Genomic DNA, 20,539 nt, shown 5'->3' with positions numbered 1-20,539 from the left:
CAGGAGTAGTTCGTTGACAACCGAGTTCGCGCGCCACGACCTGGCCAAAACCCCCAGCAGCGCAAGCGAACCCGACCGGGTTCGGGTCATCCGCGAAGGCGTGGCGTCCTACCTGCCCGACATCGACCCCGAGGAGACGTCGGAGTGGCTGGAGTCCTTCGACGCGCTCCTGGAGCGCTCGGGTCCGGCCCGCGCGCGCTACCTGATGCTGCGGCTGCTGGAACGGGCGGGCGATCAGCGGGTCGCCATCCCCGCGCTCACCTCGACGGACTACGTCAACACCATCCCCACCGAATTGGAGCCGTGGTTCCCCGGCGACGAGGACGTCGAACGGCGCTTCCGGGCGTGGATCCGGTGGAACGCCGCGATCATGGTGCATCGCGCCCAGCGCCCGGGAGTCGGTGTGGGCGGCCATATTTCGACCTACGCCTCGTCCGCGGCGCTCTACGAGGTCGGCTTCAACCACTTCTTCCGGGGCAAGTCGCATCCCGGCGGCGGGGACCAGGTGTTCATCCAGGGCCACGCGTCCCCGGGCATCTACGCGCGCGCCTTCCTCGAGGGGCGCCTGAGCGCGGACCAACTCGACGGCTTCCGCCAGGAACACAGCCACCCCGGCGGTGGCCTGCCCTCATACCCGCACCCGAGGCTGATGCCCGACTTCTGGGAATTCCCCACCGTGTCCATGGGCCTGGGCCCGCTGAACGCCATCTACCAGGCGCGGTTCAACCACTACCTGCACGACCGCGGCATCAAGGACACCTCCGACCAGCACGTGTGGTGCTTCCTGGGCGACGGCGAGATGGACGAGCCCGAGAGCCGGGGGCTCGCCCACGTCGGGGCGCTCGAGGGCCTGGACAACCTGACGTTCGTGATCAACTGCAACTTGCAGCGCCTCGACGGACCGGTGCGCGGCAACGGCAAGATCATCCAGGAGCTGGAGTCCTTCTTCCGCGGGGCCGGCTGGAACGTGATCAAGGTGGTGTGGGGCCGCGAGTGGGACGCCCTGCTGCACGCCGACCGCGACGGCGCGCTGGTCAACCTGATGAACACCACGCCCGACGGCGACTACCAGACGTATAAGGCCAACGACGGCGCCTACGTGCGCGACCACTTCTTCGGCCGCGACCCGCGCACCAAGGCGCTGGTCGAGAACATGACCGACGCGGAGATCTGGAACCTCAAGCGCGGCGGCCACGACTACCGCAAGGTCTACGCCGCCTACCGCGCCGCCGTCGACCACAAGGGCCAGCCCACGGTGATCCTGGCCAAGACCATCAAGGGCTACTCGCTGGGCGCCCACTTCCAGGGCCGCAACGCCACCCATCAGATGAAAAAGCTTGCGCTGGAAGACCTTAAGCACTTCCGGGATTCGATGCGGATCCCGGTCAGCGACGCCCAGCTGGAAGAGGATCCCTACCTGCCGCCGTACTACCACCCCGGCTCCGACGCCCCGGAGATCCGCTACCTGCTCGACCGCCGCCGGACCCTCGGCGGATTCCTCCCCGAGCGCCGCACCAAGACCAAGGCGCTGCGGCTTCCGGGCCGCGACATCTACGCCCCGATGAAGAAGGGGTCGGGAACCCAGGCGGTCGCCACCACGATGGCGACCGTGCGCACCTTCAAAGAGGTGATGCGCGACAAGGAGATTGGCCCGCGGATCGTGCCGATCATCCCCGACGAGGCCCGCACGTTCGGGATGGACTCCTGGTTCCCGTCGCTGAAGATCTACAACCGCCTCGGCCAGCTCTACACCGCCGTCGACGCCGACCTGATGCTGGCCTACAAGGAGAGCGAAATCGGGCAGATCCTGCACGAGGGCATCAACGAGGCCGGCTCGGTGGGCTCGTTCATCGCGGCCGGCACGTCATATGCGACGCACAACGAGCCGATGATCCCGATCTACATCTTCTATTCGATGTTCGGCTTCCAGCGCACCGGCGACGGCCTGTGGGCGGCGTCCGACCAGATGGCCCGCGGCTTCTTGCTGGGCGCCACCGCGGGCCGCACCACGCTGACCGGCGAGGGCCTGCAGCACGCCGACGGTCACTCGCTGCTTTTGGCCGCCACCAATCCGGCGGTGGTGTCCTACGACCCGGCGTTCGCCTACGAGATCGCCTACATCGTCGAGAGCGGGCTGGCCCGCATGTTCGGGGACGACCCGGAGAACGTGTACTTCTACCTCACGATCTACAACGAGCCCTACCCGCAGCCGCCCGAGCCGGAGAACTTCGATCCCGAGGGTCTGCTGCGCGGCATCTACCGCTACCGCGCCGCCGGCGAGCAGCGCACCAGCACGGCGCAGCTGCTGGCGTCCGGGGTCGCCATGCCCGACGCGCTGAAGGCCGCGGACATGCTGGCGGCCGAATGGGACGTCGCCGCCGACGTGTGGTCGGTGACGAGCTGGGGCGAGCTGAACCGCGACGGCGTGGCCGTCGAGCGGGCAAAGCTGCGGCACCCCGACCGGCCGGCGGGCGTCCCCTATATAACCCAGGCGCTCGCCGACGCCGCCGGGCCGGTGGTGGCCGTCTCGGACTGGATGCGCGGCGTCCCCGAGCAGATCCGCCCCTGGGTGCCGGGCACCTACGTCACGCTGGGCACCGACGGGTTCGGCTTCTCCGACACCCGGCCGGCTGCCCGGCGCTACTTCAACACCGACGCCGAATCGCAGGTGGTCGCCGTGCTCGAGGCGCTGGCGCGCGACGGGGAAATCGACCCGTCGGTGCCGGTGGCCGCGGCGCGCCAGTACAAGATCGACGACGTGCACGCCGCCTCCGGGCAGGGCGCCGACGCCGGGACCGCGACGTAGGGCTTGCTTCCCCCGCCGCCCGCGCCCGCCCGCCGAGTGTGCGGCCAGCTTCACGTTCGGCACCGAGTGTGCGGCTGGCTTCACACTCGAGCCCGAGCCCCAGGCCCGACAGAACGCCGCGACACCCGCTCTTTGGCGGGAACTTCCAGGAAAGTGGCGTAGGTTTTAGGGGTGACTGACAATGAATGACAACCCGTTCGCCGGCCCGTTCGCCCGGCATCCGCGGTCGCCGCTCGAACTGCTGGACACAGTGCCCGAATCCCTGCTGCGCCGGTTGAAGCAGTACTCCGGGCGGCTGGCCACCGAGGCCGTCGCGGCCATGCAGGAGCGGCTGCCGTTCTTCGCCGACCTGGAGGCATCCCAGCGGGCCAGCGTGGCGCTCGTCGTGCAGACGGCCATCAACAACTTCGTCGAGTGGATGCAGGACCCGCACAGCAACGTCAGCTACACCGCGCGGGCGTTCGAGTTGGTGCCGCAGGACCTCGCCCGGCGGATCGCGCTGCGCCACAGCGTGGACATGGTGCGGGTGACGATGGAGTTCTTCGAGGAAGTGGTGCCGCTGGTCGCGCGGTCGGAGGAGCAGTTGACCGCGCTGACGGTCGGGATCCTCAAATACAGCCGGGACCTGGCATTCACCGCCGCCTCGTCGTACGCGGACGCGGCCGAGGCTCGCGGCACGTGGGACAGCCGAATGGAGGCCAGCGTCGTCGACGCCGTGGTGCGCGGCGACACCGGCCCCGAGCTGCTGTCCCGGGCGGCCGCGCTCAACTGGGACACCACGGCCCCGGCGACCGTGGTGGTCGGCATCCCCGCGCCCGGCCACATCGGCCCCGACGGCAAGGGCGGGACCCAGCGGGCCAGCCAGCAGGTCCGTGACGTCGCCGCGCATCACGGGCGCGCCGCACTCACCGACGTGCACGGCACCTGGCTGGTGGCGATCGTGTCCGGCCAGTTGTCGCCCACCGACAAATTCCTCGGCGACCTGCTGAACGCGTTCTCCGACGGTCCCGTGGTCATCGGGCCGACCGCGCCCATGCTGACCGCGGCGTATCACAGCGCGAGCGAGGCGATTTCCGGGATGAACGCCGTCGCAGGCTGGCGGGGTGCGCCGCGGCCGGTGCTGGCGCGGGAGCTGTTGCCCGAGCGGGCGTTGATGGGCGATGCGTCGGCGATCGTGGCGTTGCACACCGACGTCATGCGGCCCCTGGCCAACGCCGGTCCGACGCTGATCGAGACGCTCGACGCCTACCTCGATTGTGGCGGCGCGATTGAGGCGTGTGCCAGAAAGTTGTTCGTTCATCCAAACACGGTGCGCTACCGGCTCAAGCGGATCACCGACTTCACCGGACGCGATCCGACCGACCCGCGGGACGCATATGTGCTGCGTGTGGCCTCGACGGTGGGCCAACTCAACTACCCACGAACCCCCGCGTCTTTCAACACCGGGCCGGCGAACCCGCTCCCGCTGCCCGTCAACGGTGCTGCACTCGGGCAAGCCAAACGATAGTGACCCATGCAACAGATCGCGCTCCGGTATCAAACATGTAGCTTACGGGGCTATTTTGTAGACAGTGCACAAAAACCTAAGACGAGGTTCATAATCTGTTACACCCGCTAAAACCGTTTCCACAGTGTTCTCTTAAACACGTGATTGCATTACTTGCGCCCGGACAGGGATCGCAGACCGAGGGGATGCTCTCGCAGTGGCTCGAACTCCCGGGCGCCGCGGACCAGCTCGCCGTGTGGTCGAAGGCCAGTGGCCTCGACCTGGTACGGCTGGGCACCACCGCGTCGACCGAGGAGATCACCGACACCGCCGTGACCCAGCCCCTGGTCGTCGCGACCACGCTGCTGGCCCACCGGGAGATGACCCAGCGCGGGCTGCTGAGCGGCCGCGACCTCATTGTTGCGGGCCACTCGGTCGGTGAGATCGCGGCCTACGCGATCGCCGGGGTGATCTCGGCCGACGACGCCGTCGCGCTGGCCGCGACCCGCGGCGCGGAGATGGCCAAGGCGTGCGCCGTCGAACCGACCGGGATGTCCGCGGTGCTCGGCGGCGACGAGGCCGAGGTGCTCGAGCGTCTCGAGGCGCTCGACCTGTTCCCGGCCAACCGCAACGGCGCCGGGCAGATCGTGGCCGCCGGCCCGCTGAACGCGTTGGCGAAGCTCGCCGAGGACCCGCCCGCCAAGGCCCGGGTGCGCGCCCTGGGCGTGGCCGGCGCCTTCCACACCAAGTACATGGCCCCGGCCCTCGACCGCTACGCCGCCGCGGCGGCCGCGGTCGCGACCGCCGAGCCCACCGCCACCCACGGCCGGCCCGTCACCTCGGCGGCCGCGGCGATGGAGACGCTGGTCGCCCAACTGGCCCGGCCGGTGCGCTGGGACCTGTGCACCGCGACGCTGCGCGACCGCAACGTCACGGCGATCGTGGAGTTCCCGCCCGCGGGAACGCTCACCGGGATCGCCAAACGCGAACTTCGGGGAGTGACGGCCCATGCCGTCAAGTCACCCGCAGACCTGGACGCATTGGCTGATCTCTAGTCGCACGCCGCGTTAGGTACAAATCCATATAGCTCGAATCGATTGCAACACAACATATTACGAAGGGAAGACGCTGTGCCCGTCACTCAGGAAGAAATCATCGCCGGTATCGCCGAGATCATCGAAGAGGTCACCGGTATCGAGCCGTCGGAGGTCACCCCGGAGAAGTCCTTCGTCGACGACCTGGACATCGACTCGCTCTCGATGGTGGAGATCGCCGTCCAGACCGAGGACAAGTACGGCGTGAAGATCCCCGACGAGGACCTTGCCGGTCTGCGCACCGTCGGCGACGTCGTCTCCTACATCCAGAAGCTCGAGGAAGAGAACCCCGAGGCCGCCCAGGCTCTGCGCGCCAAGCTGGAGACCGAGAACCCCGAGGCCGTTGCCAACGTGCAGTCGAGGCTGGAAGCGGACAGCAAGTGACCAAGCCTTCCACTGCTAATGGCGGTTACCCCAGCGTTGTGGTAACCGCCGTCACGGCGACGACGTCGCTCGCGCCGGACATCGAGAGCACGTGGAAGGGCTTACTGGCCGGCGAGAGCGGCATCCACGTCCTCGAAGACGAATACATCACCAAGTGGGACCTGCCCGTCAAGATCGGTGGACACCTCAAGGAGCCCGTCGACAACCACATGGGCCGGCTCGACTTGCGACGGATGTCGTACGTCCAGCGGATGAGCAAGCTGCTCAGCGGGCAGCTGTGGGAGTCCGCGGGCAGCCCGGAGGTCGACCCCGACCGGTTCTCGGTCGTGGTCGGCACCGGTCTGGGTGGCGCCGAGCGGGTCATCGAGAGTTATGACCTGATGAACGAGGGCGGCCCCCGCAAGGTGTCGCCGCTCGCCGTTCAGATGATCATGCCCAACGGCGCCGCGGCGGTCGTCGGGCTGCAACTGGGCGCCCGCGCCGGGGTGATCACCCCGGTGTCGGCGTGCTCGTCGGGCTCCGAGGCGATCGCGCACGCGTGGCGCCAGATCGTCATGGGCGACGCCGACATCGCCGTCTGCGGCGGCGTGGAGGGGCCGATCGAGGCGCTGCCGATCGCGGCGTTCTCGATGATGCGGGCCATGTCGACCCGCAACGACGAGCCCGAGCGCGCGTCGCGGCCGTTCGACAAGGACCGCGACGGCTTCGTGTTCGGCGAGGCCGGGGCCCTGATGGTCATCGAGACCGAGGAGCACGCCAAGGCCCGCGGCGCCACGCCGCTGGCCCGGTTGCTGGGGGCCGGCATCACCTCCGACGCCTTCCACATGGTGGCCCCGGCCGCCGACGGCGTGCGGGCCGGCCGCGCAATGACGCGCGCGCTGGAACTGGCCGGCCTGTCCGCCAAGGACGTCGACCACGTCAACGCCCACGGGACCGCGACGCCGATCGGTGACAGCGCGGAGGCCAACGCCATCCGGGTCGCCGGTTGCGAGCACGCCGCGGTGTACGCGCCGAAGTCGGCGCTCGGCCACTCCATCGGAGCGGTGGGTGCGCTGGAATCCATTCTCACGGTGCTGACCCTTCGCGACGGTGTCATCCCACCGACGCTCAACTACGAGACCCCCGACCCCGAGATCGACCTCGACGTCGTCGCGGGCGAACCCCGCTACGGCGAATACCGATACGCGATCAACAACTCGTTCGGGTTCGGCGGTCACAACGTGGCGCTCGCCTTCGGGCGCTACTGAGCACGACGAAGCACGACGTCCGGCGACGACGCGGGCCGCAATCGCCCGAGGAGGAGCCGGACAAGTACGGAAGGAACGTTCGCTAGACACATGACAGAGCTGGTCACCGGGAAATCGCTCCCGAACGTGGTCGTCACCGGCGTTGCCATGACCACCGCGCTCGCTACCGATGTCGAGAACACCTGGAAGTTGTTGCTCGACAGCCAAAGTGGGATCCGCGTCCTCGACGACCCCTTCGTCGAGGAGTTCGATCTGCCGGTCCGCATCGGCGGACACCTGTTGGAGGAATTCGACAGCCAGCTGACTCGCGTCGAGCTGCGCCGCACGGGTTACCTGCAGCGGATGTCGACCATCCTGAGCCGACGGGTCTGGGAGAGCGCCGGCTCGCCCGAGGTCGACCAAAATCGGCTGATGGTGTCCATCGGTACCGGCCTGGGTTCGTCGGAAGAGATGGTCTTCAGCTACGACGACATGCGCACTCGCGGCATGAAGGCGGTCTCCCCGCTGGGGGTGCAGAAGTACATGCCCAACGGCGCGGCGGCGGCGGTGGGCCTCGAACGGCACGCCAAGGCCGGCGTCCTCACCCCGGTGTCGGCGTGCGCGTCGGGCTCCGAGGGCATCGCGCAGGCGTGGCGCAACATCGTCTTCGGTGAGGCCGACATCGCCATCTGCGGCGGGGTCGAGACCAGGATCGAAGCGGTGCCGATCGCGGCATTCGCCCAGATGCGCATCGTGATGTCGACCAAGAACGACGACCCGGTCGGCGCCTGCCGCCCGTTCGACAAGGACCGCACCGGATTCGTGTTCGGCGAGGCGGGGGCGCTGATGGTGATCGAGACCGAGGAGCACGCGAAGGCGCGCGGGGCCAACATCCTGGCCCGGATCATGGGCGCCAGCATCACCTCGGACGGCTACCACATGGTGGCGCCGGATCCCAACGGGCTGCGCGCCGGGCACGCCATGAGCAGGGCCATCCAGCTGGCGGGCCTGACTCCCGCCGACATTCACCACGTCAACGCGCACGCCACCGGCACTTCGGTGGGTGACGTCGCCGAGGGCCGGGCGATCAACATCGCCCTCGGACCCCACGGCGGCAACGCGGCGGTCTACGCGCCCAAGGCGGCGCTGGGCCACTCGGTCGGTGCGGTGGGTGCGGTGGAGTCGATCCTCACCGTGCTCGCGCTGCGGGACCAGGTGGTCCCGCCGACGCTGAACCTGCAAAACCTCGACCCGGAGATCGATCTCGACGTGGTGGCGGGCAAGCCGCGACCGGGCAACTACGAGTACGCCATCAACAACTCGTTCGGATTCGGCGGGCACAACGTTGCGCTCGTCTTCGGGCGGTACTGACCCTCGTTTGCCCCGAGCACATTCGGAACAGGAGACCCGCGATGACCACCATGGCCCCCGAGTCGGTTGGCGAGTCGCTCGACCCGCGCGACCCGCTGTTGCGTCTGAGCAACTTCTTCGACGACGGCAGCGTGGAGTTGCTGCACGAGCGTGACCGGTCCGGGGTGCTGTCGGCCGCGGGCACGGTCAACGGGGTGCGCACCATCGCGTTCTGCACCGACGGGACCGTGATGGGCGGCGCGATGGGCGTCGAGGGCTGCGCGCACATCGTCGACGCCTACGACGCCGCGATCGAGGAGCAGAGCCCCATCGTCGGGATCTGGCACTCGGGCGGGGCGCGGCTGGCCGAAGGCGTGAAGGCCTTGCACGCGGTCGGAACCGTGTTCGAGGCCATGATCCGCGCGTCGGGCTACATTCCGCAGGTCTCGGTGGTCGTCGGCTTCGCCGCCGGCGGCGCCGCGTACGGTCCGGCGCTGACGGACGTCATCGTGATGGCGCCCGAGAGCCGGGTCTTCGTGACCGGCCCCGACGTGGTGCGCAGCGTCACCGGCGAGGACGTCGACATGGCCTCGCTCGGCGGTCCCGAGACCCACCACAAGAAGTCCGGCGTGTGCCACATCGTCGCCGACGACGAACTCGACGCCTACGAGCGCGGCCGCCGGTTGGTCGGATTGTTTTGCCAGCAGGGACATTTCGACCGCGGCAGCGCCGAGGCCGGGGACACCGACATCAAGGCGCTGTTGCCGGAGTCGGCCCGCCGCGCCTACGACGTGCACCCGATCGTGACGGCGATCCTGGATTCCGACGCGCCCTTCGAGGAGTTCCAGGCCCGGTGGGCCCCGTCGATGGTGGTCGGCCTGGGCCGGTTGTCGGGCCGCACGGTCGGTGTGCTGGCCAACAATCCGTTGCGCCTCGGCGGCTGCCTGAACTCCGAAAGCGCCGAAAAGGCAGCGCGTTTCGTCCGGCTGTGCGACGCGTTCGGCATTCCGCTGGTGGTGATCGTCGACGTTCCGGGCTACCTGCCCGGCGTGGACCAGGAGTGGGGCGGCGTGGTGCGCCGGGGCGCCAAGCTGCTGCACGCGTTCGGCGAGGCCACCGTTCCGCGGGTCACGCTCGTCACCCGAAAGATCTACGGCGGGGCCTACATCGCGATGAATTCCCGCTCCCTGAACGCGACCAAGGTGTTCGCCTGGCCGGACGCCGAGGTGGCGGTGATGGGCGCCAAGGCCGCCGTCGGCATCCTGCACAAGCGGAAGCTGGCCGCCGCGCCCGAGCACGAGCGCGAGGCCCTGCATGACGAGCTGGCCGCCGAGCACGAGCGGATCGCCGGCGGCGTCGACAGCGCCATCGAGATCGGCGTGGTGGACGAGAAAATCGACCCGGCGCACACCCGCAGCAAGCTCACCGAGGCGCTGGCCCAGGCGCCGGCTCGCCGCGGCCGCCACAAGAACATCCCGCTGTAGCTCACCCTTTTACCGCGAGTAGACGCAGAATCGCATCGCGCGAGGAGCGCGAATGCGATTCTGCGTCTGCTCGGCGGGCTATCCCCAGCCGTGAGTGGACGATACGACGTACTGCTCGCATGCTTTGGCGGTGCATCCCGGAGCTCTAGCAGTCCTCGAACGGGCCGGCGGCTTCGCCACCACCGCGCAGCTGCTAACCGTGATGACCCGGCAGCAGCTCGACGTTCAGGTCAAGTCGGGCCGCCTGGTTCGCGTTTGGTATGGAATCTACGCGGCACAACAACCGAATCTCTTGGGCCGCTTGGCCGCGCTGGACATCTTCATGGGCCGGCAGGCCGTTGCCTGCATGGGGACCGCAGCCAGCCTGTACGGGTTCGACACGGAAAGCACGTCCGCGGTCCACGTCTTGGACCCCGGTATACGGATGCGTCCGACGATCGGGCTGATGGTTCATCAGCGCACCGGCGCGCCGCTGAGGCGGATAGCCGGGCGCCTGGCCACCACACCGGCGTGGACGGCAGTTGAGGTCGCGCGGCAGCTGCCGCGCCCGCGAGCACTCGCCACCCTTGACGCCGCGTTGCATTCTCTGCGGTGCAACCGCAACGAGATCGAAAGCGCTGTCACCGAACAACGCGGCCGTAGGGGCATAGTCGCGGTACGCGGGCTGCTGCCACTTGCCGACGGCCGTGCCGAATCAGCGATGGAAAGTGAAGCCCGTCTGGTCATGATCGACCGCAAGCTGCCCATGCCCGAACTTCAATATCCAATCCACGGCCGCGATGGCGAGCTTTGGCGCGTCGACTTCGCATGGCCGGATGCGCGGCTGGCGGCCGAGTACGAAAGCATCGATTGGCATGCCGGGCGAGACGCGATGCTCCGGGACAAAATCAGGTTGGCCAGGATCCAGGAGCTTGGCTGGACGATCATTCCTGTTGTCGTGCAGGATGTTCGGCGTGAACCGGACCGTCTGGCCGACCGCATCGCCGTTCACCTGGGCCGCCAGCGCATGGCTAGTTGACGCTGGCGAGCAGACGCAGAATCGCATCGCGCGAGGAGCGCGAATGCGATTCTGCGTCTGCTCGGCAACCTAGCCGCGACCCAAGATACCCGAGAGCACGTGGCGCAGTTCGGCTTCCGGCCGCTCGGGCAGCTTCTCGACGCGCCAGGCCACAAAGGCGTCCGGGCGAACCAACAGCGCCCCCTGCGAGTCCAGCCCGGTGACGGCGCCCCAGGCGTCGTCGGCGAGGCAATGCATCGCGATCGGGACGCCCAACTCGGCCGCCACCGATGCCACGGCGCAACGCCAGCGCTCGTCGCCGGTCAGCATCGCGAACCCGCTACCGAGCAGGTCGAGGGTCGACAGGCGCTCCCCCTCGTACCGGATCCAGGCGTGCGGAACCCGGGTGCCGGGTTGTCCCCGCAACTCGTCCACCAAGGACACGGTGTCCGGGTCCGCGGGCGGCGGTTCGTCGGAAACGACTGCCGCCGAACGGTATTGGTAACCGGCCAACAAACTCAGCATCGGCGCCTCTTCGTCCGCCGCCAATTGCGGCCGCTCGGCGTCGAGGCGGAGCAGCGCCAGCGAGGGGCCGGTCAACGACTGGTGCGCATTGAAGCGCCCGACGGGATGCCGTTCGGCGTGATAGGTGCTCAGCAGCGCGGGTGCGGCCTGACCGGTCAGCACTGCGGCGAGCTTCCAGGCCAGATTCTCCGCGCTCTGGATGCCGGTGTTGGCCCCGCCGGCCTTGAACGGCGGCATGGTGTGGGCGGCATCGCCGACGAGAAAGACTCGCCCGCAGGCGAATTGGTCGGCCACCCGCTCGTAGGGCTGCCACGGCGCAATCTCGATGATCTGGATGTCGATGCGCTCGCCGACGGCCCGGGTGAGCAACTCGGTGCACCGCTCCGGCGTGAACTGTGCCGCCGTTTCACCCTCGCGCGGCAGATACGTGGTGATGAACATGCCCAGGTCGCCCTCGGCCACCAGGAAGATCCCGTCCACGTCGGCGTTCTTGACCTGTATGCCGTCGCCGTCGCGCAGGTTCGGCACGAACGTTCGCCATGGCCCCTTGAAATAGACGAACACGACAAAGATCGGCAGCGCGCCGTACCCCGAGGTGGTCCACCCGAGTGAATCCCGGACCGGGCTGTGCACTCCGTCGGCCGCGACGAGATAGTCCGCGCGCACCGTCTCCGTCTTGCCCGAATCCCGATCCCGCACAACGGCCGTCACACCGGCGTCGTCCTGCTCGAACGACACCAGTTCGGTCGAGTAGCGAACCTCGCTCCCCCGCCGGCGCGTGTCGGCGAGCAGCATCGGCTCCAGCCTGCTCTGCGGGCAATACTGCGCGGGCGGTTCGGGGCTCAGCCCGGCGAAGGGCGCAAAGATGGCGTCGACGTCCATGGCGGGCGCCTCCTCGGCGCTGTTGAGCGTCGGCTTGACGACCATGCCGGACACCCCGTCGGCGACGGCGTGGACCTGGTCGCTCAAGCCCAGCCCGCGAAGAATCTCGAGGCTGCGGAAGCTCAGGTTGCGGGCCTTCGGGTAGATGAAGAGCTCGCGTCGCCGTTCGACCAGCAGTGAGGAGACCCCGTACTTGGCGAGCAGATCGGACGCGGCGAGCCCGACCGCGCCGGCGCCCACGATCAGCACCGGTACGCGCGTGACGTTGGCGTTCATGTCGCCCCCTCGGGATCGGACCTGCAAAGGCGGAACGTATCAGTTCCGTTCTGTACTGAGCATGGCACCCAAGCCGCTGGCGCGCAATGGCCTACCGGCGTCAGCCGGCGGCCAGCGGCAGCAACACCTGCTCCAGTGCGCGCCGGACGTAGACGCGATCGATCGGCCGTCCCGTCACCAGTCGCAGCACGTTGAGACCCAACAAGGCGTCGGGGATCAAACTCAGATCCCGGTCGGCGGGAATCTCGCCCCGCGCCACGGCGTGGTCGAGGACGACCCTCACGATCTGGCGCGGCGCCGACAGCGCCAGGTCGTCCAGCGCGGCCGCCAGCACCGGATCGCGCATCGCCGCCGTCGCGACGCCGACAATCACCTTGACCGTGCTCAGCTCGGCCTGGTTGAGGTCGGGAACCATCGCCACCAGTGCGTCGATGTCGCCGCGCAGGCTGCCGGTGTTCGGGGGCTCGACGGGGCCGAGGCCTCGTCGCCAGTGGGCGATCGCCTCGGCGACCACCGCGGCCTTCGACGGCCAGCGCCGATAGATCGCGGCCTTGCCCACCCGCGCCCGCGCGGCGAGGTCGTCCATGCTCATCCGGTCGTAGCCCTGCTCGCCGAGACCCGCCAGAGCCGCCTCGAGGATGGCCGCGTCCAGCGAGGGGTCAAAGCGCCCCCGGGTGCTGCCCGGCGTTCGGCGGGACGGCCGGTCGCTTCGAACGCTGTCGGGACTCATGGCGGCGGATCCTCGATCTGTTAGGCGATACGAAGCGGTTCCGCCCGAATTTACCGGCGCGGCGGGGCCCGAGCAAGCGGTCAGCGCCGCAGCGCCAGGAATTCCTCGGCCACGGCGACGACGCGCTCGCGATCGCGCGGCACCAACCCGATCCGAGTCCGCCGGTCCACGATGTCGCCGACCTCCAGCGCGCCCTCGTGCGTGACCGCGTATTCGAATTCGGCGCGCGTCACGTCGATGCCCTCGGCGACCGGCTCCAGGGGTCGTTCGCACGCGGCGGCGGAGACGACGTGGGGAGCCTCGGCGCCGAAACGGGCCACCAACGACGCGGGCAACCCCGACGGCGGCCCCGTGCGCCCCCCGAGAAGGGGCAGATTGCGGGTCCGGCACGGTCCGGCGTGCAGCCGCCGCAGGGCAACGGCGCGATCGACGACATCCTCTGCCATGTACCGGTATTCGGTCAGCTTGCCCCCGACCACGCTGATGATGCCGGATTCGGCTTCGATGACGGCGTGATCGCGCGACAGGTCGGCGGTGCGGCCCTCGACGCCGGTGTCGATCAGTGGCCGCAGCCCGGCGTACGCGCCGATGACGTCCTGCGAGCCCAGCGCGGTGCCCAGCGCGGTGTTCACGGTGTCCAGGAGAAACGACACCTCGGCGGCGGACGGCTCCGGCTCGTCGGGCACCGGGCCGGGAGCGTCCTCGTCGGTCAGGCCCAGATAGACGCGGCCCAGTTGCTCGGGCATGGCGAACACGAACCGGTTGAGCTCGCCGGGGATCGGAATCGTCAGCGCCGCAATCGGATTGCCGAAGGTGGCGGCGTCGAACACGAGGTGGGTGCCGCGGCTGGGCCGCAACCGCAGCGATCCGTCGATCTCCCCCGCCCACACCCCCGTCGCGTTGACGACCGCGCCGGCGGACACGTCGAACGATTCGCCCGTGCGTCGATCCGTCAGGCGCACCGACGTCCCGGAGGCCTGCGACGCCGCCACGTAGGTGAGGATCCGGGCTCCGTAGTGCGCGGCGGTGCGGGCGACCGCGGTGACCAGCCGGGCGTCGTCGATCAGTTGCCCGTCGTAGGCCAGCAGGCCGCCGTCGAGGCGGTCGCGGCGAACCGTGGGCGCCATCTGCATGACGCGCTGCGCCGAAACCCGGCGCGACCGCGGCAGGGTCGACGACGGCGTGCCCGCCAGCGCCCGCAGCCCGTCGCCGGCCAGGAAGCCGGCGCGGATCAGCGCCCGCTGGGCGCGCCCCATCGACGGCAGCAGCGGCACGAGCTGCGGCATCGCGTGAACAAGGTGAGGGGCGTTGCGGGTCATCAGGATTCCGCGCTCGACGGCACTGCGGCGGGCGATGCCCACGTTGCCGGTCGCCAGGTAGCGCAGCCCGCCGTGGACGAGTTTGGAACTCCAGCGGCTGGTGCCGAACGCGAGGTCGTGCTTCTCGACCAGCGCGACTCGCAGTCCCCGCGACGCGGCGTCGAGCGCGATGCCCGCGCCGGTGATGCCGCCGCCGATCACCACGACATCGATGGGGTCGCCCTCGGCGAGGGCGGTCAGCTCGGCGGTGCGCCTGGCGGCGTTGAGCGCCCCGCTCATGACAGGTATCCGTTCAGCGCGTGGGCGAGCTCGGCGTCCAGCGCGTCGCCGTGCAGGACCGGGCGCACGATCCGCTCGGATTGGATGGTCGACTGCGTGATCAGCAGGACCATGGTGGCCATCCCAAGCGGGTCGCCGGGGCGGACGCTGCCGTGGCGCTGGGCCGCGCGCAGCCGGTCGGCGAGCGCGTCGATCAGCATCTGCTGGCTGGCCCCCAGGCGCTCGGTGATGTAGATCGGCGCGAGTTCCGAGTGCATCACCGACATCACCAGGTGATCGCGGCGCAACAGATCGGCCACCGTAATAATCTGTCGCACAAGCGATTCCCGATCATCACCGAGAAGCGGCGCGTCACGCATGACGTCGGTGATGCGCCGGGTCAGCAGCGTCGCCACGATCGACCGCGTGTCCGGCCAGCGCCGGTAGACGGTCGGCCGGCTGACACCGGCCCGCCGGGCGATTTCCGCGAGGGTGACCCGGTTGACGCCGAAGTCGATGACGCAGCTCGCCGCCGCCGCGAGGATGCGGTCCGCGGTGTCCGTGTCTGCGTTACTGATTGACAGCATATGTAATACTGTAACGCATGACGAACCGCGCGGCACTCCTCCCCCCGATGAAATGGAACGCCTGGGGGGATCCCTCCGCCGCCAAGCCGCTGTCCGACGGGATCCGGTCGCTGCTCAAGCAGGCCGTGGGTGTGGAGGAGTCCAGCGCGCCGGAACTGCAGCTCGAGCAGGTGCGGCTGCGGCCGTCGGCGCTGTCCGACGGCGACCGCTCCGCGCTGGCCGCAATCGTCGGGGCCGAGTACTGCCGCACCGGCGACTTGGACCGGCTGCTGCACGCCGGCGGCAAGTCCACCCTCGACCTGCTGCGACGCAAGGACACCGGGACCCAGGACGCGCCCGACGCCGTTCTGCTGCCGGGTGACGAGGAGGCCGTCGCGGCCATCCTGCGCCACTGCTCCCAACGTCGCATCGCCGTGGTCCCCTTCGGCGGCGGCACCAGCGTGGTCGGCGGCCTGGATCCCATCCGCGGCGAGTTCCCCGCCGTGGTGTCGCTCGACCTGCGTCGCTTCGACCGACTCGTCGAGCTTGACGAGATCTCTGGGGAGGCAGTCCTCGAGGCCGGCGTGACCGGGCCCGACGCCGAACGACTGCTCGGCGAACGCGGCTTCTCGCTCGGGCATTTCCCGCAGAGCTTCGAATACGCCACCATCGGCGGGTACGCGGCGACCCGGTCCTCCGGGCAGGGCTCGGCGGGCTACGGCCGGTTCAACGACATGGTCCGCGGGCTGCGGATGGTCAGCCCGGCCGGCACCCTCGACCTGGGCCGCGCACCGGAATCGGCCGCGGGGCCGGACCTGCGCCAGCTGCTCATCGGCTCCGAGGGCACGTTCGGCGTGATCACCCGGGTGCGCCTGCGCGTGCACCGGATTCCCGAAGCCGTCCGCTACGAGGCGTGGTCGTTCCCCGATTTCGACACCGGGGCCGCGGCGCTGCGCGCCGTCACGCAAGTCGGAACCGGCCCCACGGTCATTCGGCTCTCCGACGAGGTGGAGACGGGCGTAAACCTGGCCACCACCGAGTCGATCGGCGAGAGCCAGATCACCGGCGGCTGCCTGGGAATCACCGTCTTCGAGGGCACCGCGGAGCACGTCGAGAGCCGGCACGCCGAGACCAGCGCGCTGCTCGCGGCCCGCGGCGGCACGTCGCTGGGCGAAGACCCGGCGAGGGCCTGGGAGCGGGGCCGTTTCGGGGCGCCCTATTTGCGCGACTCGCTGCTGGCGGCCGGGGCGCTGTGCGAAACGCTCGAGACCGCCACCGACTGGTCCAACATCCCGACTCTGAAAGCCGCTGTGACGCAAGCGCTTACCGAGGCGCTGGGCAAGAGCGGCACCCCGGCGCTGGTGATGTGCCACATCTCGCACGTCTACGCGGGCGGCGCGTCGCTGTACTTCACCGTCGTCGCCGGGCAGCGGGGAAACCCGATCGAGCAGTGGCGCTCCGCCAAGAAGGCCGCCTGCGACGCGATCGTCGCCGCCGGCGGAACCATCACCCACCACCACGCCGTCGGCGCCGACCATCGCCCATGGATGCGCGACGAAGTGGGAGACCTGGGTGTCCAGGTGCTCAAAGCGGTCAAGGCGACGCTGGATCCCGCCGGAATCCTCAACCCGGGCAAGCTGATTCCGTGATCGGCCGGCGCGACATCGGGAAGGTGATCGCACTCACCAACCCCGCCTCGGGCCACGGTGCCGCGATCCGCGCCGCACAGCTCGCCATCGCCCGGCTGCACCACCGCGGCGTCGAGGTCGTCGAGATCATCGGCGACGACGCGCAGGACGCTCGCTACCTGGTCGGGGCGGCACTCGAGAAGGGCGCGGACGCGGTGATGACCACCGGGGGCGACGGCGTCATCTCCAACGCGCTGCAGGTGCTCGCGGGCACCGGCGTCCCGCTGGGCATCATCCCGGCGGGCACCGGCAACGACCACGCCCGCGAATTCGGCATCCCCACCAGCGATCCCGAGGCGGCCGCGGACATCGTCGTCGACGGCTGGACCGAAACCGTTGACCTGGGCCGGATTCAGTGGTCCGGGGGCGACAAGTGGTTCGGCACCGTGGCGGCCACGGGTTTCGATTCCCTGGTGACCGACCGGGCCAACCGGATGCGTTGGCCGCACGGGCGGTTGCGCTACTACCTGGCGATGCTCGCCGAGCTGTCGCAGTTGCGGCTCTTGCCGTTCCGGATGGTGCTCGACGGGACCCGGGAGATCGACGCCGAGCTGACGCTGGTGGCGTTCGGCAACACGCGCAGCTACGGCGGCGGGATGCTCGTCTGCCCCGACGCCGACCGCACCGACGGGCTGCTGGACCTGACCATGGTGCACGAGGCGTCCCGGACCAAGCTGGTCCGGCTGTTCCCCACCGTCATCAAGGGCACCCACGTCAACCTCGACGAGGTCAGCACCGCGCGCGCGGCCTCGATACGCGTCGAGTGCCCGGGGATCAACGTCTACGCCGACGGCGACTACGCCTGCCCGCTGCCCGCGGAGATCACCGCGGTCCCGGGCGCGCTGAACGTGCTGCGGCCCGCCGAGGCGCGCTGAGCGACGGCCTAGCCCACGCCCCTACTCAGCCACGCCACCTCGCCGGCGTCACCGCCTTCGCGGTACACCTCGAGCGCCTCGTCCCACGCCGTGCCCAGCACCGAGTCCAACTCCGCCGCCAGCATGTCGGCGCCCTGCGCCATCATCGACCGCAGCCGCATCTCGCCGACCATCACGTCGCCGTTGGCGCTCATCGTCCCGCTCCACAGCCCCAGCTGCGGGGTGTGGCTGAAGCGCTGGCCGTCGACTCCCGGGCTGGGGTCCTCGGTCACCTCGAACCGCAGCACCGACCAGGAGCGCAGCGCGTTGGCCAGCCGGGCCCCCGTGCCCACCGGTCCCACCCAATTGGTGACGGCGCGCAGCTGCCCGGGCATCGCCGGCTGCGGCGTCCAGACCAGGTTCGCCTTGGACTGCAGGGTCGACGACAGCGCCCACTCGACATGTGGGCATACCGCCGCGGGCGAGGCGTGGACATACACCACGCCGCTCGTCACGTCGGCGAATTGATTCGACGAACGCATCTCCTGCTCCTTTGGTTCCACGAGGGACGTCTTCCCCAACGACCTGGCGGACCCAGTGAGCAGATGCATCTAAATTTGTGTGTCGTGCGTGTCTATTGTGCCTCGTGATACCCATGTTGCGCTAGTGTGCATTTTTCACTGTCGAAATTCGGCGATCACCGCGTCCGACAGGGCTGGCCACGGCCCGTGCGCCCACGCGCCGAAATCGCGGTTGGTCAGCACCACGAGCGCCAGGTTGGCCGCGGGATCGGCCCAGATGAAGCCGCCCGCCTGGCCGAAATGGCCGTAGGTCCGCGCGGAGTTGCGTGCGCCCGTCCAGTGCGGCGACTTGGCGTCCCGGATCTCGAAACCCAGCCCCCAGTCGTTGGGCCGCTGCACGCCATATCCGGGCAGCACGCCGTCCAGCCCGGGAAACTGCACCGTCGTGGCCTCGGCGTGCAACTGCGCCGACACCGTGACCGGTCGCAGCAGGTCCCCGGCGAACGCGACCAGGTCGGCCACCGTCGACGTCGCCCCGTAGCCCGCAGCCTCGGCGCCGCCGTCCAGCCTGGTGGCCGCCATGCCCAGGGGCTCGCAGACCGCCTCGCGCAGGTACCGGCCGAACTCGATCCCCGACTCGCTTTGCACGGTCTCGGCGAGCACCGCGAAGCCGTAGTTGGAGTACATGCGCCGGGTGCCGGGCTTGGCCAGCACCTGGTCGGAGTGCATCGCCAGGCCCGACGCGTGCGCCAGCAGGTGCCGGATCGTGGCGCCGGGCGGGCCGGCCTCGGTGTCGAGGTCGACGACGCCCTCCTCGACGGCGACCTGTGCGGCGCGGGCCACCAACGGCTTGGTGACCGACGCGAGCTCGAACACCCGCTCGGTGTCACCGCAGCTGGCCAGCACCCCGTCGGGCCCGATCACGGCCGCGGCCGCGGCCTCGACGGGCCAGTCGTGGATAGCGTCGAGAGCCGCCATCACTTCCGGGCGATGTAGTAGTTGTTGAGCGGGTCGGACTCGATCTCGGCCACCCGCACGTCGCCGAATCCCGCGTCGGCGAGCATCGACACCGCGAGCTGCGTCCCCCAGGCGGCGCCCAGGCCCGCGCCGTCGCCGGCCAGCGACACCGTCATGCAGTGCATCAGCGAGGTGGTGTACAGGTAGGTGCTCATCGGCACGCCGACGTTCTCCTCGAGCCGGCTGGAGGCCCTGATGTCGGCCATCAGCAGGACCCCGCCGGGTCGCAGCGCGCGATGGATGTTGGCCAGCACCCGCTCCGGGCGGGCCTGATCGTGAATGGCGTCGAACACGGTGATGACGTCGTAGGCGGCTTCCTTGTCCATGTCCGGCAGGTTGTGGCTTTCGAACGCCGCGTTCGCCAGGCCGAGCTCGGCCGCCTCACGCGCACCGGCCGCAAGCGCCTCGGCGGAGAAGTCGATGCCGGTGAACCGGCTGGCCGGAAACGCCTGCGCCATCACGTTTATCGCGTGCCCGCTGCCACACCCGAAATCGGCCACGTCGGCGCCCGCCCGCAACCGCTCGACGAGCCCGTCGACCAACGGCAGCACCACGTCGACGAGCGCCTTGTCGTACACGACCGCGCTCTGCTCGGCCATCAGCGTGTGGAAGCGCGGGAACTCGCTGTAGTGCAGGCCGCCGCCGTCGCGGAAGCAGCCGATGATCTTCTGTTCGACCTCGGCGAGCAGCGGGATGAACAGCGCCACCAGGGCGAGGTTGTCCGGCCCGGCGGCGCGGGTCAGCACGGCGGCGCGGTGCGACGGCAGCGCGTAAGTCCCGGTGCCGGCGTCGTATTCGACGACGCGCCCGGTCGTCATGCCGGCCAGCCACTCCCGCACGTAGCGCTCGTTGAGGCCGGCGGCCTCGGCGATCTGCGCGCTGGTCGCGGGCGGCAGCCCGGCCATGGTGTCGAGCAGTCCGGTCTGGTGCCCGATGCTCAGCAGCAGGGCCAGGCTGGCGCCGTCGAGGGCCGCGACGATTCGCCCGGTGAACTCTTCGGCGGTCTCGGGGGCGGTCTCGGGGACGGTCTCGGTCACGCTCAGCGACGCTACACCGGGCTCCTTCGCGCCGAGCCT

Annotated in this window: 17 protein-coding genes; 10 read left to right on the top strand and 7 right to left on the bottom strand. The window is 69.6% G+C overall.

What is annotated here, in order from left to right:
- Positions 1-13 precede the first annotated feature (13 nt).
- From aceE to BN971_RS01375, 8 genes are all read left to right on the top strand, one after another.
- The gene (gene aceE, locus BN971_RS01410; RefSeq protein ID WP_085181491.1) at positions 14-2,806 is read left to right on the top strand and encodes a pyruvate dehydrogenase (acetyl-transferring), homodimeric type; all 2,793 of its coding nucleotides are present in this window, start codon (positions 14-16) and stop codon (positions 2,804-2,806) included.
- 181 nt (positions 2,807-2,987) lie between these two features.
- Positions 2,988-4,313 (top strand): PucR family transcriptional regulator, encoded by a 1,326-nt coding sequence (locus tag BN971_RS01405; RefSeq protein WP_085181492.1) that lies wholly within the window; start codon positions 2,988-2,990, stop codon positions 4,311-4,313.
- A gap of 140 nt (positions 4,314-4,453) precedes the next feature.
- Positions 4,454-5,347 (top strand): ACP S-malonyltransferase, encoded by an 894-nt coding sequence (locus BN971_RS01400; RefSeq protein ID WP_090349733.1) that lies wholly within the window; start codon positions 4,454-4,456, stop codon positions 5,345-5,347.
- A 75-nt stretch (positions 5,348-5,422) separates the two neighbouring features.
- Positions 5,423-5,770 (top strand): meromycolate extension acyl carrier protein AcpM, encoded by a 348-nt coding sequence (gene acpM, locus BN971_RS01395; RefSeq protein ID WP_085181494.1) that lies wholly within the window; start codon positions 5,423-5,425, stop codon positions 5,768-5,770.
- Positions 5,767-7,017 (top strand): 3-oxoacyl-ACP synthase KasA, encoded by a 1,251-nt coding sequence (gene kasA, locus BN971_RS01390; RefSeq protein WP_085181495.1) that lies wholly within the window; start codon positions 5,767-5,769, stop codon positions 7,015-7,017. The genes acpM and kasA overlap by 4 nt, the downstream gene beginning before the upstream one ends.
- A gap of 90 nt (positions 7,018-7,107) precedes the next feature.
- Positions 7,108-8,367: a 3-oxoacyl-ACP synthase KasB gene (gene kasB / locus BN971_RS01385; protein WP_085181496.1), complete on the top strand. Its 1,260-nt coding sequence runs from the start codon at positions 7,108-7,110 to the stop codon at positions 8,365-8,367.
- Between the two features lie 41 nt (positions 8,368-8,408).
- A complete protein-coding gene (locus BN971_RS01380; protein ID WP_085181497.1) occupies positions 8,409-9,830 on the top strand; it encodes an acyl-CoA carboxylase subunit beta in 1,422 nt (473 codons plus the stop codon).
- A gap of 130 nt (positions 9,831-9,960) precedes the next feature.
- The gene (locus BN971_RS01375; protein WP_085181498.1) at positions 9,961-10,848 is read left to right on the top strand and encodes a type IV toxin-antitoxin system AbiEi family antitoxin; all 888 of its coding nucleotides are present in this window, start codon (positions 9,961-9,963) and stop codon (positions 10,846-10,848) included.
- Between the two features lie 69 nt (positions 10,849-10,917).
- Here the strand turns inward: BN971_RS01375 and BN971_RS01370 are convergent, their stop codons facing one another.
- From BN971_RS01370 to BN971_RS01355, 4 genes are all read right to left on the bottom strand, one after another.
- Positions 10,918-12,510, bottom strand: coding sequence for an FAD-dependent monooxygenase (locus BN971_RS01370; protein ID WP_085181499.1), 1,593 nt, complete (start codon positions 12,508-12,510; stop codon positions 10,918-10,920).
- Between the two features lie 100 nt (positions 12,511-12,610).
- The gene (locus BN971_RS01365) at positions 12,611-13,240 is read right to left on the bottom strand and encodes a TetR/AcrR family transcriptional regulator (RefSeq protein WP_085181500.1); all 630 of its coding nucleotides are present in this window, start codon (positions 13,238-13,240) and stop codon (positions 12,611-12,613) included.
- Between the two features lie 80 nt (positions 13,241-13,320).
- Positions 13,321-14,838, bottom strand: coding sequence for a glycerol-3-phosphate dehydrogenase/oxidase (locus tag BN971_RS01360; protein ID WP_085181501.1), 1,518 nt, complete (start codon positions 14,836-14,838; stop codon positions 13,321-13,323).
- Positions 14,835-15,404 (bottom strand): TetR/AcrR family transcriptional regulator, encoded by a 570-nt coding sequence (locus tag BN971_RS01355; RefSeq protein ID WP_085181502.1) that lies wholly within the window; start codon positions 15,402-15,404, stop codon positions 14,835-14,837. Before BN971_RS01355 ends, BN971_RS01360 begins: the two co-directional genes overlap by 4 nt.
- Positions 15,405-15,451: 47 nt before the next feature.
- Between BN971_RS01355 and BN971_RS01350 the strand changes: the two genes are divergently transcribed.
- Positions 15,452-17,032 carry an FAD-binding oxidoreductase gene (locus BN971_RS01350; RefSeq protein ID WP_090349973.1) on the top strand — a complete coding sequence of 527 codons (1,581 nt, stop codon included), beginning with the start codon at positions 15,452-15,454 and terminating at the stop codon, positions 17,030-17,032.
- A complete protein-coding gene (locus tag BN971_RS01345) occupies positions 17,032-17,946 on the top strand; it encodes a diacylglycerol kinase (protein WP_245836812.1) in 915 nt (304 codons plus the stop codon). Before BN971_RS01350 ends, BN971_RS01345 begins: the two co-directional genes overlap by 1 nt.
- A gap of 8 nt (positions 17,947-17,954) precedes the next feature.
- On the opposite strand, the gene BN971_RS01340 is transcribed toward BN971_RS01345, so the two are convergent.
- From BN971_RS01340 to BN971_RS01330, 3 genes are all read right to left on the bottom strand, one after another.
- Positions 17,955-18,467 carry a DUF3145 domain-containing protein gene (locus tag BN971_RS01340; RefSeq protein WP_085181535.1) on the bottom strand — a complete coding sequence of 171 codons (513 nt, stop codon included), beginning with the start codon at positions 18,465-18,467 and terminating at the stop codon, positions 17,955-17,957.
- Between the two features lie 135 nt (positions 18,468-18,602).
- Positions 18,603-19,424, bottom strand: a complete 822-nt coding sequence (locus BN971_RS01335) for a serine hydrolase domain-containing protein (protein ID WP_085181505.1) — start codon at positions 19,422-19,424, stop codon at positions 18,603-18,605.
- A complete protein-coding gene (locus BN971_RS01330) occupies positions 19,424-20,500 on the bottom strand; it encodes a class I SAM-dependent methyltransferase (protein WP_245836800.1) in 1,077 nt (358 codons plus the stop codon). Before BN971_RS01330 ends, BN971_RS01335 begins: the two co-directional genes overlap by 1 nt.
- Between the last annotated feature and the right edge of the window lie 39 nt (positions 20,501-20,539).

It is taken from the genome of Mycobacterium bohemicum DSM 44277 (genome assembly GCF_001053185.1).
Lineage (GTDB): Bacteria > Actinomycetota > Actinomycetes > Mycobacteriales > Mycobacteriaceae > Mycobacterium > Mycobacterium bohemicum.
Note: the sequence above shows the minus strand (reverse complement) of the source record. Positions and strands in the feature narration are given on the sequence as shown.

What these genes read in the sequence shown, in the direction of transcription:
- BN971_RS01370 (WP_085181499.1), bottom strand. Translation starts at nt 12,510, where the DNA reads ATGAACGCCAACGTCACGCGCGTACCGGTGCTGATCGTGGGCGCCGGC.
- BN971_RS01355 (WP_085181502.1), bottom strand. Translation starts at nt 15,404, where the DNA reads ATGCTGTCAATCAGTAACGCAGACACGGACACCGCGGACCGCATCCTC.
- BN971_RS01335 (WP_085181505.1), bottom strand. Translation starts at nt 19,424, where the DNA reads ATGGCGGCTCTCGACGCTATCCACGACTGGCCCGTCGAGGCCGCGGCC.
- BN971_RS01340 (WP_085181535.1), bottom strand. Translation starts at nt 18,467, where the DNA reads ATGCGTTCGTCGAATCAATTCGCCGACGTGACGAGCGGCGTGGTGTAT.
- BN971_RS01380 (WP_085181497.1), top strand. Translation starts at nt 8,409, where the DNA reads ATGACCACCATGGCCCCCGAGTCGGTTGGCGAGTCGCTCGACCCGCGC.
- BN971_RS01405 (WP_085181492.1), top strand. Translation starts at nt 2,988, where the DNA reads ATGAATGACAACCCGTTCGCCGGCCCGTTCGCCCGGCATCCGCGGTCG.
- BN971_RS01365 (WP_085181500.1), bottom strand. Translation starts at nt 13,240, where the DNA reads ATGAGTCCCGACAGCGTTCGAAGCGACCGGCCGTCCCGCCGAACGCCG.
- BN971_RS01350 (WP_090349973.1), top strand. Translation starts at nt 15,452, where the DNA reads ATGAAATGGAACGCCTGGGGGGATCCCTCCGCCGCCAAGCCGCTGTCC.
- kasB (WP_085181496.1), top strand. Translation starts at nt 7,108, where the DNA reads ATGACAGAGCTGGTCACCGGGAAATCGCTCCCGAACGTGGTCGTCACC.
- BN971_RS01360 (WP_085181501.1), bottom strand. Translation starts at nt 14,838, where the DNA reads ATGAGCGGGGCGCTCAACGCCGCCAGGCGCACCGCCGAGCTGACCGCC.